15 protein-coding genes are annotated in these 15,486 nt (G+C 63.9%); 7 read left to right on the forward strand and 8 right to left on the reverse strand.

Annotated features, from left to right (window positions below; all coding sequences use genetic code 11):
* Window positions 1-115: 115 nt before the first annotated feature.
* The gene (locus tag ACVMDN_RS42250; protein ID WP_076825224.1) at window positions 116-1,072 is read right to left on the reverse strand and encodes a hydrogen peroxide-inducible genes activator; all 957 of its coding nucleotides are present in this window, start codon (window positions 1,070-1,072) and stop codon (window positions 116-118) included.
* 118 nt (window positions 1,073-1,190) lie between these two features.
* Here ACVMDN_RS42250 and katG point away from each other — a divergent pair, with 118 nt between their 5' ends.
* The 3 genes from katG (at window position 1,191) to ltrA (ACVMDN_RS42265) (ending at window position 7,108) form a co-directional block, all read left to right on the forward strand.
* Complete coding sequence (katG, locus tag ACVMDN_RS42255; protein WP_057016418.1) at window positions 1,191-3,356, forward strand: catalase/peroxidase HPI; 2,166 nt, start codon at window positions 1,191-1,193, stop codon at window positions 3,354-3,356.
* Window positions 3,357-3,831: 475 nt separating this feature from the next.
* A complete protein-coding gene (gene ltrA / locus ACVMDN_RS42260; protein WP_456835305.1) occupies window positions 3,832-5,208 on the forward strand; it encodes a group II intron reverse transcriptase/maturase in 1,377 nt (458 codons plus the stop codon).
* A gap of 517 nt (window positions 5,209-5,725) precedes the next feature.
* Entirely contained in the window at window positions 5,726-7,108 is a 1,383-nt protein-coding gene (ltrA, locus tag ACVMDN_RS42265; protein WP_456835857.1) for a group II intron reverse transcriptase/maturase, read from the forward strand.
* A gap of 165 nt (window positions 7,109-7,273) precedes the next feature.
* On the opposite strand, the gene ACVMDN_RS42270 is transcribed toward ltrA (ACVMDN_RS42265), so the two are convergent.
* The 3 genes from ACVMDN_RS42270 to ACVMDN_RS42280 form a co-directional block, all read right to left on the reverse strand.
* Window positions 7,274-7,474 carry a hypothetical protein gene (locus ACVMDN_RS42270; RefSeq protein WP_057016417.1) on the reverse strand — a complete coding sequence of 67 codons (201 nt, stop codon included), beginning with the start codon at window positions 7,472-7,474 and terminating at the stop codon, window positions 7,274-7,276.
* Between the two features lie 252 nt (window positions 7,475-7,726).
* Window positions 7,727-8,746, reverse strand: coding sequence for an aldo/keto reductase (locus ACVMDN_RS42275; RefSeq protein WP_076825265.1), 1,020 nt, complete (start codon window positions 8,744-8,746; stop codon window positions 7,727-7,729).
* 106 nt (window positions 8,747-8,852) lie between these two features.
* On the reverse strand, window positions 8,853-9,278 hold the full coding sequence (locus ACVMDN_RS42280; protein WP_076825222.1) for a PaaI family thioesterase: 426 nt from the start codon (window positions 9,276-9,278) through the stop codon (window positions 8,853-8,855).
* 92 nt (window positions 9,279-9,370) lie between these two features.
* On the opposite strand from ACVMDN_RS42280, the gene ACVMDN_RS42285 reads away from it, so the two are divergent.
* Window positions 9,371-10,000, forward strand: coding sequence for an NUDIX hydrolase (locus ACVMDN_RS42285; RefSeq protein WP_076825220.1), 630 nt, complete (start codon window positions 9,371-9,373; stop codon window positions 9,998-10,000).
* A gap of 11 nt (window positions 10,001-10,011) precedes the next feature.
* Here ACVMDN_RS42285 and ACVMDN_RS42290 read toward each other — a convergent pair whose 3' ends face one another.
* On the reverse strand, window positions 10,012-10,257 hold the full coding sequence (locus ACVMDN_RS42290) for a hypothetical protein (protein WP_229190255.1): 246 nt from the start codon (window positions 10,255-10,257) through the stop codon (window positions 10,012-10,014).
* Between the two features lie 119 nt (window positions 10,258-10,376).
* Here ACVMDN_RS42290 and ACVMDN_RS42295 point away from each other — a divergent pair, with 119 nt between their 5' ends.
* Entirely contained in the window at window positions 10,377-11,573 is a 1,197-nt protein-coding gene (locus ACVMDN_RS42295; protein WP_076825219.1) for a hypothetical protein, read from the forward strand.
* A 117-nt stretch (window positions 11,574-11,690) separates the two neighbouring features.
* Here the strand turns inward: ACVMDN_RS42295 and ACVMDN_RS42300 are convergent, their stop codons facing one another.
* The gene (locus ACVMDN_RS42300; RefSeq protein WP_016845604.1) at window positions 11,691-11,990 is read right to left on the reverse strand and encodes a hypothetical protein; all 300 of its coding nucleotides are present in this window, start codon (window positions 11,988-11,990) and stop codon (window positions 11,691-11,693) included.
* Between the two features lie 204 nt (window positions 11,991-12,194).
* Here ACVMDN_RS42300 and ACVMDN_RS42305 point away from each other — a divergent pair, with 204 nt between their 5' ends.
* Together ACVMDN_RS42305 and ACVMDN_RS42310 are read left to right on the forward strand one after the other, a co-directional pair.
* Entirely contained in the window at window positions 12,195-12,674 is a 480-nt protein-coding gene (locus tag ACVMDN_RS42305; RefSeq protein WP_028334752.1) for a hypothetical protein, read from the forward strand.
* A gap of 19 nt (window positions 12,675-12,693) precedes the next feature.
* Window positions 12,694-13,590, forward strand: coding sequence for an HpcH/HpaI aldolase/citrate lyase family protein (locus ACVMDN_RS42310; RefSeq protein WP_076825217.1), 897 nt, complete (start codon window positions 12,694-12,696; stop codon window positions 13,588-13,590).
* A 20-nt stretch (window positions 13,591-13,610) separates the two neighbouring features.
* On the opposite strand, the gene ACVMDN_RS42315 is transcribed toward ACVMDN_RS42310, so the two are convergent.
* Together ACVMDN_RS42315 and ACVMDN_RS42320 are read right to left on the reverse strand one after the other, a co-directional pair.
* Complete coding sequence (locus tag ACVMDN_RS42315; protein WP_057016410.1) at window positions 13,611-14,825, reverse strand: EAL domain-containing response regulator; 1,215 nt, start codon at window positions 14,823-14,825, stop codon at window positions 13,611-13,613.
* 362 nt (window positions 14,826-15,187) lie between these two features.
* Window positions 15,188-15,364, reverse strand: coding sequence for a hypothetical protein (locus ACVMDN_RS42320; RefSeq protein WP_156436140.1), 177 nt, complete (start codon window positions 15,362-15,364; stop codon window positions 15,188-15,190).
* Between the last annotated feature and the right edge of the window lie 122 nt (window positions 15,365-15,486).

Here is a 15,486-nt window from a genome sequence, read left to right on the forward strand (position 1 = left end):
TTCACAATCAAACGCGGTGGTTATGGGTCCTGGCTTTCGCCAGGACGACGGTTGTGGGGGTGGCGAGACGTGTGCGTCAAACGAGAACTACATCTTCGCCGCAGCGTCTCGGCAGTCACGCCACCTTCCTTCGCCCCGCGCGCTTCGCCGGCTCCTTGGCGCCGTCCTGTTTCGGCGCACGCAGGGCGCGGGCAGCGAGGCTGACGACCTCGGAGATCTGCTGGAGCTGCGCGGCAAGCGGAGAGGTCTTGCGCCAGACCATGCCGATGGTGCGCGAGGGCTGCGGGTGCTTGAAGCGCGAGACCGTGACCGGCGCCGAGCGCGTCTCCACCGTCACCGCCATCTCGGGGATCAAGGTGACGCCGATGCCGGCGCCGACCATCTGCACCAGCGTCGACAGCGAACTCGCGTCCAGCACCTCGCGCGGCGGCGAGGACTGCATGTTGCAGAACGACAATGCCTGGTCGCGGAAGCAGTGGCCCTCCTCGAGCAGCAACAGCCGCATCTCGCGCAGCATCTCGGCGCTCGGCACCGGCGTCTTGGCGTCCTCGCCCGGCCGCACCAGCAGGAAGTTTTCCGAGAACAGCGCGACCTCGGTCAGCGACGGTTCCGATACCGGCAGCGCCACGATCGCGGTGTCGAGCCGGCCCTCGGCGACTTCCTTGATCAGCTTCGGCGTCAGCGTCTCGCGGACATGGATGTCGAGCTCGGGATGCAGCCGCGCCAGGTTCTCGATCACCTTCGGCAGCAGATACGGCGCGACGGTCGGGATCATGCCGACCCGCAGCCGCCCGGCAAGCTTGTCGCGCGAGGCGCGCGCGAAGTCGCCGAGCTCATCGACCGAGCGCAGGATGTCGCGCACGCGGCGCAGCAGGTCCTCGCCGAAGGTCGTCAGCGTCACCTGCCGCGCATTGCGTTCGATCAGCACGCCGCCGACCGCCTGTTCCATTTCGCGGATCTGCATCGACAGCGCCGGCTGCGACACCGCGCAGGCATCCGCGGCGCGCCCGAAATGGCGGTGGTGGGCCAGAGCATCAAAATACCTGAGTTGCCGGAGTGTGACATTTATCATCAGATAATCTTATCGACGCGATCACTAAAGTCAATTTCCTCTGATGGATTGGGTTGCGTAGAATCGTTCTTGGAAGAGCTCCAGCGCATTCCAGAATCCATCACCTCGGAGAAGAAACATGGACGCAAAAACCGACGAAGGCGCGGGCAAATGCCCATTCACAGGCGGGCCTCGCGGGCACTCGAATCGTGACTGGTGGCCGGAGACGCTCGACGTTCAGGTGCTGCATCGCAACTCCAGCCTGTCCGATCCGATGGGCAAGGGCTTCGACTACGCCAAGGAATTCAAGAGCCTCGATCTCAACGCCGTGATCAAGGACCTCACGGCCCTGATGACGACGTCGCAAGAATGGTGGCCGGCCGACTTCGGCCATTACGGCGGCCTGATGATCCGCATGGCCTGGCACTCGGCGGGCACCTATCGCATCACCGACGGCCGCGGCGGCGCCGGTGCCGGTCAGCAGCGTTTCGCCCCGCTCAACAGCTGGCCTGACAACGCCAACCTCGACAAGGCGCGCCGGCTGCTGTGGCCGATCAAGCAGAAGTACGGCCGCAAGATCTCGTGGGCCGACCTGATGGTCCTCGCCGGCAACGTCGCGCTGGAATCGATGGGCTTCAAGACGTTTGGTTTTGCGGGTGGCCGCGCCGACGTGTGGGAGCCGGAAGAGCTGTACTGGGGTCCGGAAGGCACCTGGCTCGGCGACGAGCGCTACAGCGGCGAGCGCCAGCTCTCCGAGCCGCTCGGCGCGGTGCAGATGGGCCTGATCTACGTCAACCCGGAAGGTCCGAACGGCAATCCGGACCCGGTCGCCGCCGCGAAGGACATCCGCGAGACGTTCTTCCGCATGGCGATGAACGACGAGGAGACCGTCGCGCTGATTGCCGGTGGCCACACCTTCGGCAAGACCCACGGTGCGGGCGATCCATCGTTGATCGGTCCGGAGCCGGAAGGTGGCGCGATCGAGGATCAGGGTCTCGGCTGGAAGAGCAAGTTCGGCACCGGCGTCGGCGCTGACGCGATCACCGGCGGTCCCGAGGTCACCTGGACCCAGACCCCGACCAAGTGGAGCAACCACTTCTTCGAGAACCTGTTCAAGTACGAATGGGAGCTGACGAAGAGCCCGGCGGGTGCGAAGCAGTGGAAGGCAAAGGGCGCGGACGCCGTCATTCCGGACGCGTTCGATCCGTCGAAGAAGCATGTCCCGACGATGCTGACCACCGACCTGTCGCTGCGCTTCGATCCGGCCTATGAGAAGATCTCGCGCCGGTTCTATGAGCATCCGGATCAGTTCGCGGACGCCTTCGCCCGCGCCTGGTTCAAGCTCACGCACCGCGACATGGGTCCGATCCAGCGCTACCTCGGCCCGCTGGTGCCGAAGGAAACGCTGATCTGGCAGGACCCGGTGCCGGCGCTCGATCACGCCGTGATCGACGACAAGGATATCGAGGTGCTCAAGGCGAAGATCCTCGCCTCGGGTCTGTCGGTGTCCGAACTGGTGTCGACCGCCTGGGCCTCGGCCTCGACGTTCCGCGGCTCCGACAAGCGCGGCGGTGCCAATGGTGCACGCATCCGCCTTGCGCCGCAGAAGGACTGGGATGTCAACGAGCCGGCGCAGCTCAAGGGTGTTCTGAGCAAGCTCGAAGCCATCCAGAAGGAGTTCGGCAAGAAGGTCTCGCTGGCCGATTTGATCGTGCTCGGCGGCGCCGCTGCGATCGAGAAGGCGGCCAAGGACGGCGGCACCAATGTGAAGGTGCCCTTCACGCCGGGCCGCACCGATGCGACGCAGGACCAGACCGACGTCGAGTCCTTCGCTCCGCTCGAGCCGCGGGCTGACGGCTTCCGCAACTATATCGGCGGCAAGCATCAGTTCCTGCAGCCCGAGGAGGCGTTGGTCGACCGTGCGCAACTCCTGCGGCTGACCGGACCGGAACTGACGGTCCTCGTCGGCGGCCTGCGCGTGCTCGGCGCCAATGCCAAGAAGTCGAAGCACGGCGTCTTCACCGGCAAGCCGGGGACGCTCACCAACGACTTCTTCCTCAACTTGCTCGACATGGGCACGGTGTGGAGCGATGCCGGCCAGGGCGTCTATGAGGGCCGCGACCGCAAGACCAAGGCGGTGAAGTGGACCGGCACCCGCGTCGATCTGATCTTCGGCTCGCACTCGCAGCTGCGGGCGTTCGCCGAGGTCTACGGCCAGTCCGACTCCAAGGAGCAGTTCGTGAAGGACTTCGTCGCGGCCTGGACCAAGGTGATGAACGCCGACCGCTTCGACCTCGTGAAGTAAGCGGCAAGCAAACGGCAATCAGGGCAGGGCGGCGCTTCGGCGCCGCCCTGTTTCATGTGTGCCGAGTATGAACGACAGCTTGGAGGTGGAAGTCCTCTATCCAGCCTGATGACGGCGAAGGATTAGCGAAGCGCAAGGGCGTCATCGCGAGGTGGGGTCTGAAGACAGCGTGGAGCAAAGCCGCGGCTCGATGGACAATTACCGGATAACGAGGCCTACCCGGCCGGACGAGCGAGCATGTGATCGCGAAGTCCATAGTCATCAAGGGTCGGGGTGGTAAATCCGGCGAGCGTGCGGTGAAGGCGGTCGGTCTTACCTCGGGAGGTCTGTGCTGTGTCCCGGTAACGGGACTGAGGTCGTCGTAAGGCGACTTGACCGCAGCGCAGAAGTCAGCAGCGGGCATAGTAGGCGGTGGCGTGCCGTCGAAGGCCCAAACGGTGGAAGTGGCCAGTAGAACGGTGATCTCGCGCGAGCCATGCGGCAGAAGAATCAGGTCGAGCTGAACTTGGGCACCGGAGCGAAGGGTGAAGCCCCGAACGCCGCCGCCCAAGAGTCCGAAGCGCGCGCGGCGGCCACCGCCCTCGAACGCCCGGCGGCCGCAGGGCCGTCGATGGAAGCGGTAATCGAGCGTGAGAACCTGAAGACGGCGTTGGCGCAAGTGACGCGCAACAAGGGCGCGGCGGGCGTCGATGGGATGACCGTCGATGAGTTGCCGGCCCACCTGAAGGAGCACTGGCTAGCGATCCGAGCCCAGTTGCTTGAGGGCACCTACAAGCCGCAGCCGGTGCGGCGGGTGGAGATACCGAAGACGTCGGGCGGCCTGCGGCCGCTCGGCATCCCGACGGTGCTCGACCGCTTGATCCAGCAGGCGGTGATGCAGGTGCTGCAGGCGGATTGGGACGGGACGTTCTCCGAGACCAGCTTCGGCTTCCGGCCGGGGCGCTCGGCGCATCAGGCGGTGGAACGGGCGCAGACGTACATTGCGGCCGGCCGCAGCTTCGTGGTGGACATCGACCTGGAGAAGTTCTTCGACCGGGTCAACCACGACATCCTGATGAGGCTCGTTGCCAAGCGGGTGACTGACAAGCGCCTCCTGAAGCTGATCCGCGGATTCCTGAATGCGGGTGTGCTGGAGAGAGGGCTGGTCAGTCCGACGGAAGAGGGTACGCCGCAGGGCGGTCCGCTCTCGCCGCTATTGTCGAACCTGATGCTGGATGTGCTGGACAGGGAACTGGAAAGACGCGGCCATCGCTTCGTGCGCTACGCCGATGACTGCAACATCTATGTGCGCAGTCGGAAGGCGGGCGAGCGGGTGCTGGCGGGCATCGAACGGTTCCTCGAAAAGCGCCTCAAGCTCAAGGTCAACAAAGCCAAGAGCGCGGTCGCCAAACCGAGCGTTCGCAAGTTCTTGGGCTTCAGCTTTATCGGTGGGAAAGAACCGCGTCGGCGCATCGCGCCGCAGGCACTTGCCCGCTTCAAGGCGAAGGTCCGAGGACTGACACGACGCACCTGCGGCCGAAGCCTCGCGCAGATTGCCAAGGAACTATCGCGCTATCTGATCGGATGGCGCGGCTACTTCGGCATCTGCCAAACCCCGTCGGTGTTGCGCACACTTGACGAATGGCTCAGGCGGCGGTTGCGCGCCATCGCCTGGAAACAATGGAAGCGCGGTGACACTCGCTTTGCCGAGCTGCGACGCTGCGGCGTCGGCCGGGATCTGGCGGCACAAACCGCCGGCAGCCCGCATGGCCCTTGGCGGCTCGCGAACAGCCCCGCGCTCACCATCGCCATGCCAATCGCGTTCTTCAGGGCACTCGGCTTGGCTTCCGTCGCGGCACAGCAGCCCGCATAATCCACCGAACCGCCGGATACGGACCCGTATGTCCGGTGGTGTGGGAGTTGCGCCTTGCAAGCGCGTTGAAGTCTGCCGTCTGAGATGACGGCCGCGGCAAAGCCTAGCGAGCAGCCGCGAACCGAGTCTTGCGTGGCGTCCGGTAACGGCCGTTGCGAAGCGTAGACAGGGAGGTTGTAGGCCGGAATGAAGTGAACGGGAAAATAGCCCCGAAATCGAACGTGATCGGAGTAGCCGACCCTGTCTCTCAAAGGGGAAGGCGGAACCGCAGGCCGCGACAACGCGAGCGGTCAGAGGTGCTCCCGGGGTTCGTACCGCCAGCATGCAATCAAAGGAAGCAGCGTGAACAAGGGAGATCCATCCGGTTCAAGCGCAAGCTTGTAAGACCTGCCAAGCCGCTGAGGTGAGAAGGGTCTGACGACCGGGTGGAAGTCAGACTGACCGATAGTACTCCGAGGACGGGAGAGCCGGCCACATGGGGAAGCGGTCAGCGGTAGTTGAATTGTTCTTGGGCGACATGGGCTCCATTCAACGGGAGTTACGGCCTTCTATGCAAAGAGAAGATCAGCTGACCATGGAAACGAAACTTGAACAAATAGCAGTGAAAGCTCGGCGCGAGACAAATCTTCGCTTCACCTCGTTGGCCCATCACATCACGCGCGACCGAGTGCAAAAGAATCTATTACAGATTCCGAAGCGCTCCGCCGCCGGGGTGGACGGACAGACGGTGGAGGCGGCGAAGGAGAGCTTCGAGGACTGGATAGGGCCAATGCTCCAATCCATCCATCGCCAGGGATATCGGGCGCCGAACATTCGGCGGGTCTATATCCCCAAGCCCGGTAAGACGGAGAAGCGCCCCCTCGGGGTTCCAACTGTCGCCGACCGGGCGCTCCAGCGCAGCACGGCTGAGGTGCTGGCCGCTATTTACGAGCAGGACTTCTTACCCTGCTCGTTCGGCGGCAGGCCGAAGCTCAGCGCCCATCATGCCTTGGCGACCCTCAATGAGGTGATCGCCGGCGGCATGATCAGCTGGGTGTTGGAGGCGGATTTGAAGAACTTCTTCGGGAGTCTCGATCATGATCGGGTCCTCCGGTTTGTCGAACATCGAGTCGGTGATCCGCGCCTGATCAGCTTGATCCGGCGCTGGTTGAAAGCGGGCATCCTGGAAGACGGAGCGGTGCACCCGAGCGAACAAGGAACGCCACAAGGCGGATCGATCAGTGTGCTTTTGAGCAACCTCTACCTTCATTACGTTCTCGACCTCTGGTTCGAACGCGTGGTGAAGGGTCGGTTGCGGGGCGAAGCCCGACTGGTGCGCTATATCGACGACTTTGTGATCTGCTTCCAATATCGATCGGACGCCACCCGCGTACAGGAGGCCTTGCGTCTTCGGTTGGGGAAGTTCGGCCTCACTCTAGAGCCGACCAAGACCAAGTTGGTCGAGTTTGGTCGGTTCGCGCAAAGACATGCGGGCAAACGCGGCAGAAACCGCCCGGAAACAATCTACTTTCTGGGGCTGACGCTCTATTGCACGCGAAACCAAAAAGGCAACTTCAAGGTTGGGATGCGCACCGAGAAATCTCGGCTAAAGCGCAGCCTTATGTCTCTGCAGGAGCTGATGCGGCAAATACGGCATTACAAGATCAGTGACCAGGCCGATGAAATCAACCTCGTCCTGCGCGGCCACTATGGCTATTACGGCGTCGCCGGAAATCTCCGGAGCCTCGTAAAAGTCTATCGGGCCGTGGAGCGTTACTGGCGCGGAATGCTGCGCAGCCGCAGCTGGGCAGGCCGACGCCTCACTTGGGACGCCTTCAACCAAATCAAAGAACGGACACCGTTGCTGAAGCCTAAGCTGCGCCTCCCTTATCGGGAGCTGCAAGCGCTTGCAGTGCTGTGAACCAACTGTCGAAGAGCGTCGGTGCGGGAAATCCGCACGCCACGTTCTGTGGGAACCGGGGGCGGGCGACCGCCTCCGGTGACCCGGTGGGAGAAGCCGCGAGGCTTCCCCCTATCCCGATTTGGGGGACGATGCGGAAGGATTTTCGCGGTTTGCCGATCCCGTTCAATCATGCAGCTTCATGTCGCGGATCATCTCCTCGAACTCCGCCTGCGTCGGGGTCGCCAGCGAGGCCTGCGGCGCGCTGCTCGTCGCGGTGGATACGTCGCACTGCGAGGCACCGCGCGAAGGTTCAAAGATTGCGGTCAGGCTCGCCCAGCAGACGAGGAGGGCCACGATCCAGTCCAGTACATTGGATGCCGTCATTGCAGCACCAGCATCAGCATTTCCATGCCCTGATGCTGCAGCCGACTCGGGCTTCGCGCAATTCGGAAGCTACGAAACGTAACTTCGGCGTTGCCGAGCGGGTTATCCGTACCGAGCGAGTGCAACACACCGTCATTGCGAGGAGCGTCAGCGACGACGCAATCCATTTCTCCGCTTGCGGCACGATGGATTGCTTCGCTCCGCTCGCAATGACGGCGGGCGGAGCGCAAAACTAAAATTGTGACGCTGCCGCTACAGCGACGATCCGCTCCGCGCGCGGCGCCCCTCGATCGGATAGGCGGGGTCGTTGAAGCCCGGCGTCGAGGGATGGCCGGTGACGACGAGGCGGTCGATCAGAGCTTCGTCCTCGGCGGTGAAGCGATAGTCGAGCGCGCGGATGTAGTCGTCCCATTGCGCTTCGGTGCGCGGCCCCGCGATCACGGCGCTGACGAACGACGAGTTCAGTACCCAGGACACCGCGAACTGCCCGGCGGTGATGCCTTTGCTCTCGGCGTGGCGCTTGATTTCCTGCGCGAGCTCGAGCGATTCCGGCCGCCACTCGGTCTGCATCATGCGCTTGTCGTTGCGCCCCGCACGCGTGTCCGCGGGTGGCGCCGCGTCGGGCGCGTATTTGCCGGTAAGCACGCCGCGCGCCAGCGGGCTATAGGGCACGATGCCGAGCCCGTAATAGGCGCAGGCCGGGAAATGCTCGACCTCCGGCATCCGGTTCATCGCATTGTAATAGGGCTGGCTCGCGACCGGACGGTCGATGCCGAGCCGGTCGCAGATGTTGCAGATCTCGGCGACGCGCCAGGCGCGGTAGTTGGAGACGCCGAAATAGCGCACCTTGCCGGCGCGGATCAGGTCGCCCATCGCGCGCACCGTCTCGTCGAGCGGCGTCGCGTGGTCTTCCTTGTGCAGATAGTAGACGTCGATGTAGTCGGTGCCGAGCCGCTTCAGGCTCTCGTCGGCGGCCTGGAACACCCAGCGACGCGACAGCCCGCCGTGGTTAGGATCGTCGCCGATTGGATTGGCGAGTTTTGTCGCGAGCACCCAGTTCGACCGGCTGTTCGAGATCGCGCGTCCGACGACCTCCTCGGACTTGCCGCCATTATAGGCGTCGGCGCTGTCGATGAAGTTGATGCCGGCCTCGCGCGCCTTCGCCACGATCCGCGCCGAGGTCGCCTCGTCGGTCGGTCCGCCGAACATCATGGTGCCGAGGCAAATCGGCGAGACCTTCAGGCCGCTGCGGCCGAGCTGGCGATATTGCATCGGACTTTCCTTTCCTGCGGTCATTCCGGGGCGATGCGCAAGCATCGAGCCCGGAATCTCGAGATTCCGGGTCTGGTCCTTCGGACCATCCCGGAATGACAAAGGATCAACTCTCGTTCTTCAAAATCTTGAACACGCCGTTGGCCATCGCGATACAGCGCTTGTCGACGGTTACCTCGGCCGTGATGAAGATCAGGCTGCGGGTCGAGCGTACCACGCGCGGCCGCGTCGTCAGGATCTCGCCGATCTTGCCGGCCTCGACGAAATGGGTGTCGAGCTGCACGGTTGCAAGCGTCGGCTTGCCCGAGACGTAGCGTGCGGCCATGCCGCAGGCGCGGTCGGCGAAGGTCATGATCACGCCGCCCTGCACGAGGCCGCGGCGATTGTGGTGCTTGTCTTCGGTGATCAGCGCGAGTTCAAGCGCGCCGTCCTTCAACCGTTCCCACAACGGGCCGATCAGGTTCAGGAATCCCGTGGTTTCGGCGATCTTCCAGCCGTCGGATTTGAGTTTGTCCGCGGCCTTGGCCGTCATGAGGTGGGGTCCGTTGCTTGCTGATGATTGATCGCAGGAGGCATGTGGTAGCAGTCATTTCATCAAACGCTGTTGTGTTGTAGTCAAGGTCAATGGCCCGCACATTTGACGATGCCACCCGGCGGAATATCGCAGAGCTCTGTGCCGCATTCGCACGCCTGGCGCCGGCGGACGCCGCGCCGACGTTGAAGCGCGCGGCGGTCGCGATCGCGCTGACCGAAGGCGGCGACGGCAGCGGCACGGCCTTCCTGCTGACCCGCCGCAGCGCGCGCCTGCGCGCCCATAGCGCGCAATGGGCGCTGCCGGGCGGGCGCTGCGATGCCGGCGAGACGCAGGTCGAGGCCGCGCTGCGCGAACTGCATGAGGAGCTCGGGCTCGCACTGTCGGAGCGCGACGTGCTCGGCATGCTCGACGATTATCCGACGCGGTCCGGCTATCTGATCACGCCGGTCGTGGTCTGGGCCGGTGCGCATGCAGCGATCCTCCCGAACCCGGACGAGGTCGCCTCCGTCCATCGCATCGGCCTCGATGCGATCGAGCTGGAGGACGCGTTCAGCTTCGCCACGATCCCTGAAAGCTCGCGCCGCGTGATCCGCTTCCGCCTCGGTGGCCAGCAGATCCATGCGCCGACCGCCGCGCTGATCTATCAATTTCGCGAGGTGCTGGCCGGCCGCAACACCCGCGTCGCCGAACTGGAGCAGCCTGTGTTCGCGTGGAAGTAGCGACGATGATGCTATTTGTGACGCCGCTTGCGGGCGTTCATCTTTATTGATTTCCCCTGCGCACCAGACGAATGCGCCGCGGCCTCGGGTTCCTGAGGCGCCCGCGACACATTCTCGTAACAGGTGAAGCGTGAACGCGTATCCGGAAACGTTCCGCAGTCCGGACGCTCGGCGCGCGCCGATGCGGCGAGCGTCAACGCGCAGGCGGCGACGAGCCAGAGTGCCATTCTCATCGCAATCTCCAGGGCTTTCTCCAAGGCTTTCGTTCGGAGAACACCGCATTGTGGCGAATATTCTGCATCGATCGCGGCATCCGGCCGCTGCGATCCGGACAATTCCGGGCTGACTTCGCGGCCGTGCTTGCTACAACGAGGCCATGCGCCCGCAATTGATTCGCCTGTGCCCTGGATTTGTCGCGCTCGCGCTCGCCGCCGGCGCGCCGTCCGTTTTTGCCGGCGAGGCCGACGCGCTGCCGCCTTCCGTCGCCAATGCGATGGCGCAGGCATCGCCGCAGGCGATCATGGAGTATCGCCGCAAGCTGCAGGAATATCAGGAGGCGCGCGCCGCCTTCGAGCAGGACGCGAGCGCCTATTGGAACGCGATCGCCGAGAAGAGGCGCGGCCGCAATGCCAAGCGGCGCGACCGCGTGCAGATCTCGCTGGACGATTACGTGCTGCAGCAGCCGCCGGTCTATGAGGGTCCGAAGCGGCCGGTCAATCCGGCTCCGGAAGAGGAGGAAGGCAAGCCGCCGCGTCCGCCCAAGACGCTTCCGGTGGCCTCCGATCTGGTCAGGGCGGCGGCCGAGCAATTCCAGTTCACGCCGCAGCGGCCGGCCAGCGAGGTCGAGTTCAAGCGCGCCTATGCGCGCTACGCGCGCGCCGCGGGGCTGACGCCGGAACAGGCGGTGCGGGTCTATTCGTTCGAGACCGGCGGCACCGGCACTTACGACGTACAGGCGGGCATCGAGCACGGCGGCAAGCGCGCCATCTCCACCGCGATGGGCTACAACCAGCTGCTCACCACCAACACCGTCGAGCTATTGGCCGAGCAGGGCCATGAATTCGTGCGGGATCTGACCGAGCGGGTTGCGAGGACGCAGGGGCCCGCGCGCAAGGCGATGGAGCACAAGCTCGCGGTGCTGAAGAAGATGGTCGCGTTCACCCGCACCGTGCCCGACGACTGGTCGGCGCATGCGCGCCTCGCCGATACGCCGCAGGGCTGGGCGTGCCATGCCATGGTGCTCGACATCGATGTCGGCCCGATGCTGCAGACCCACAAGCTGCTGACCTCGGTGATCTTCGCCCGCAACAAGGGCTACAGCCGGCCGCTGACCGCGGCCGAGCTCGAGATGATGAACCTGACCGGCGACGGCACCGGGCTCGACATGGTGACCATGCCGCAGGCGATGCGCGAGCAGGTGCCGACCGCGAACTTCTTCCAGCGCTCCGGCTACGAGCGCAACCCGGTCGCCATCCGCCACAACACGGTGGCCAGGCTGCTTGCCGTCACCAATGAGCGGATGGACTTCAACAGCAACAAGCCGGGCGCGAAGGAATTGGCCGCGGCGTTCTGATACCTGCCGAAAACCGCTAGGGCATTTTCGGTTCTGATTGAATCAGAACCGAAGCCCTAGACTCTTCTTGACGCGTTTTCTTGACGCGAACCGGCGTCCACTTCGCTCGAAAACGCTCTAATTCGAGCCGAACTTGAACTTGCCGTCGCCCTCGAGATAGGGCCCGGAGCGCATGTAGAGCTGGCCGTTCTGGCCGATGAAGAACAGCGTCCCCTTCGGCACCTTCTTGGCGCCCTTCAGCAGCGTGCCGGCGTTGTTGGTGCCCATCTTGTAGGACCAGGTCTTGCCGTCCTTGTCATAGGCGTAGCCCATGTCGGGCTTCAGTTCCCAGGGCGCAGCCTCCTGCGCGAATGCGCAGGTCGTCAGCGCGGCAAACGCCGCAGTCGCAATAAAAGTCTTGGTCAAAAAATGCGTCATGATCCACCTCCGGCCGAGAAAACGGCGTCGTCCCCACGTTTTTGAACAAATCACGAACGATGTTCGCGCGTCAATACGACAATCGGCGCGACCGCTCGCCGGATCGGCGACTTTGTGAATTCCCGCATCAAGCTTGGCGACTATTTTCGCGTTACCGTTTACAAACGCTTTGATTGCCGGAAACACGACCTTGGGATGATCAGGATGAACCACGTCATGAAGATCGGAATCGGTGTCGCTCTGTCGTTCATGACGCTGGCGTCAGTCGCGCAGGCGGACGAGTTCAGGCTCTCCAACAACCAGCGGATCTCCTGCAGCCGCGGCCTGTCCGCCGGCAAGCTCAATACCGCGACCTGCAAGTCCTACGCCTATCTGTTCAATGCCAAGACCTCGGAATATTTCCGCTGCCAGGTCTCGCTGGCGCTGACGCGGGACAACAAGGAGGTCATCAACGTGCAGGCCGACGGCGGCTGCACCAAGAAGCCGCGCATTTTCGAGACCGACGGCAATTACACGTTCGATGCCACCGAGACCGAGCCGCCGAACACCAACTCGTTCTTCGGTCCCGGCGGCTATGCGATCTGGGCGAACGACGTCAACACCCAGAAGATCCGCGGCTGCATCACCATCTCGTCCGGCCTCGGCTCCGACATCTCGAAATGCCTCGACATGACGTTCCAGTGACGTCGGCGCGGGCCGCGTGATGCGCAAGCTGCGCCCGGCCCCGCTGTGCCGCTCCTGGCTGTTTCTCGAAGGCGCCAACGAGGACGTGCTGCAGCACGCGGCCGCCAGCGGCGCCGACGTGCTGATCCACGAGCTCGAGGATTTTACCCCGCCGCCGCTGCGCCCGAAGGCGCGGGCCTTGGCGGCCGAGCTCTACGCCGCCTGGCGCGACCAGGGCGTGATGGTCGCGGTCCGCGTCAATCCGCTGGACCAGGACGGCATGGACGATCTCGCCGCCGTGATGCGCGGACGTCCGGATATCGTCGCGCTGCCGAAGGTCGCCGAGCCGCACCATGTCGTCAGGCTTGACGAGGCGGTGACGCGGTTCGAGCGCGACTGCGGTATCGCCGAGGGATCGACATCGCTGCTGCCGAATATCGAGTTCGCGCGCGGTCTGGTGCAGACCGGTGCGATCGCCATGGCGAGCCGGCGCGTCATCGGTTGCCTGATGGCCTCCGAAGACCTCGCCGCCGATCTTGGTGCCGAGCGCGGCAGCGATGGCCTGGAGCTCGCTTACGCGCGGCAGCGCTTCATCGTCGAATGTCGTGCCGCTGATGTCGTCGCGGTCGATTGTCCCTACACCTGGAGCGACGCTGAAGGCGTCGAACGCGACACGATCTGGGCGCGGCGGCTGGGTTACGCCGCAAAGAGCCTGGTCGATCCCGCGCATGCCTCGATCGTCAACGGGGTCCTGACGCCGGGCGAGGAGGAGATGCGCCGGGCGGGCAGGATCGTCGCGGCGTTCGAAGCGGCGCGGACAAAGGGCTTTGGGCGCGTCGAACTTGACGGCTCGCTGCTCGAGGTGCCGACCTATTCCAATGCAAAACGCCTGATCGCGCGCGGCGAAGCGCTGCGCGCGATCGATCGCGACACATGAGCCTGACCAGAGGCGATGCCTCAGGAGGCTGGCTCTTTCTCAGAGAAATGCATGCGTGAGCGGGCGAACTTCTTGACGCCCATCGGCTTGCCGAACAGGTAGCCCTGGACCTGATCGAAATCCATTTCGTGCGCGGCGAGAAAGTCCGCACGCGTCTCGACTCCCTGGGCCACGACCTGCGCGTCGTTGTCGTGGGCCAGCTCCACGACACGCCGGCACACCGTCTGCTTCAGGCGCTGATCCGCGCAGCCGGTGACGAATTGATGGTCGACCTTGAGCTGGACGAACGGAAAGTTCGGCAGTCCCAGCAAAGACGGCCAGTTCGCGCCGACATTGTCGATCGAGATGCCGATATTGTGCAGTCGAACGCGCCGGGCGACATCGATCGCCAGATCCAGATTGTCGACCACCTCGGTGCTGTCGATCTCGATCAAGAGGCCCGCGAAGGCCGCATGATCCGGCATCCGGTAACAGAGCTCGCGCACGGCATGATCGTCGGCGAGGAAGGAGATCGGCAGATTGATCGAGAGATTGACCGGCCCGATCTGCTCGATGAGATAGCGCCAGTCCTCGATTGCGCGCTCGATCACGAACTCGGACAGCGCATGAAAATGCGGATCGCTTTCGTCCGGGATGAAGTAGGCCGGCGGCACGACGCCCCAGGCAGGGTGGCGCATCCGGATCAGCGCCTCGGCGCCGCTCGGGACCAGCGTCCGGAGATGAATTTTCTGCTGATACCACAGCTCGAGCCAGCCGGCCTTCAGCGCTTCGGGCACGTCCACCGCCGGGCTCGGCGCGGGTTCAAGCGGCATCAACGACGCAAGACTGTCGCGAAGGGTCCCGGCGCTGAACGGCGTCGACAGCGCCGGCAGCATGGCGATGCCGTACTCGTCGCCGATTTGCCGGACCGCCTTGACGATGATCGAGTCCGGCTGCCCGATGACGAGGACCTTGCCGCCATAGTCCTTTCTCACCAAAGTCTCGAGAATTTTACTGACTTCGATGCCGTCCACGGACACGCCGAGCACCAGGAGATCGGGCCGTTCCGCGTCCAGAACGGTGTCGAGTTCCAAAGCCTGGCTGCATTCACTGGTGATGAAGCCGAGGTCTTCCAGCGCCTCGGCGAGGAAGGTCCGAAGGTGTTTTTTGCTGTCCGCAATGCATGCGCGTGGGGTCAGCTTGCGATGTCCGAACCAGCCGGCTCGCGTGCGTTCGATGTGACTGATGTGATTCATGCCCCGCCTTGTCCGTAGTTACCCCGGCTTGACTCGTACATCCTAGAGCGGCGGCAATCATGGAAATTTCTGGATCATACATTGATTGCCCCGCTAACCTTAAAGGATTCAATTCGATTCAAATGGCGCTGGAATCGCGGCGTCTCACCGCTGTTACACCTGCAACAAATGCGTCATCTGACATTCATGAGCGCGATCGCGTCCCGACTTTGCACATCGGCAGAAACACTGTGCGCGTGTGTCATCGAGAGACGGCGTTAATGACTGTGTTGTCGCGTCGACGCCGACGCGGAACTGCGTCATTGTCGGACATCAGATCGCATCATGCAGAGTGCTGCGCGGAGCGCCGACGGCGAATCAGATCACCCGTTTTGTGATGCCAATGCAGATGTGCGTGACGTCGTCGCTGCTGTTCGCAACGTCTCCCGCATCAACGCGCAGTAGCCGATCAGCGCGGCACAAGCGACGGCTGCAAGCAACAGGAATGCAGCGCTGCAACCGGCATGGACGACAATGAATCCGGCGATAGCGGTGCTCAAGCCGACATCCGGGGCCGCAAGCCGATCTTCGCTGCTTCGTTGCGGCCGGTCCGCGCCGCGAACGCCCTGGGTCCGACAATGCCAAGTGTCCCGCGGCGATCGCCGGCGCGAACACCGGGCCG

Source organism: Bradyrhizobium sp. USDA 4510, assembly GCF_054059095.1.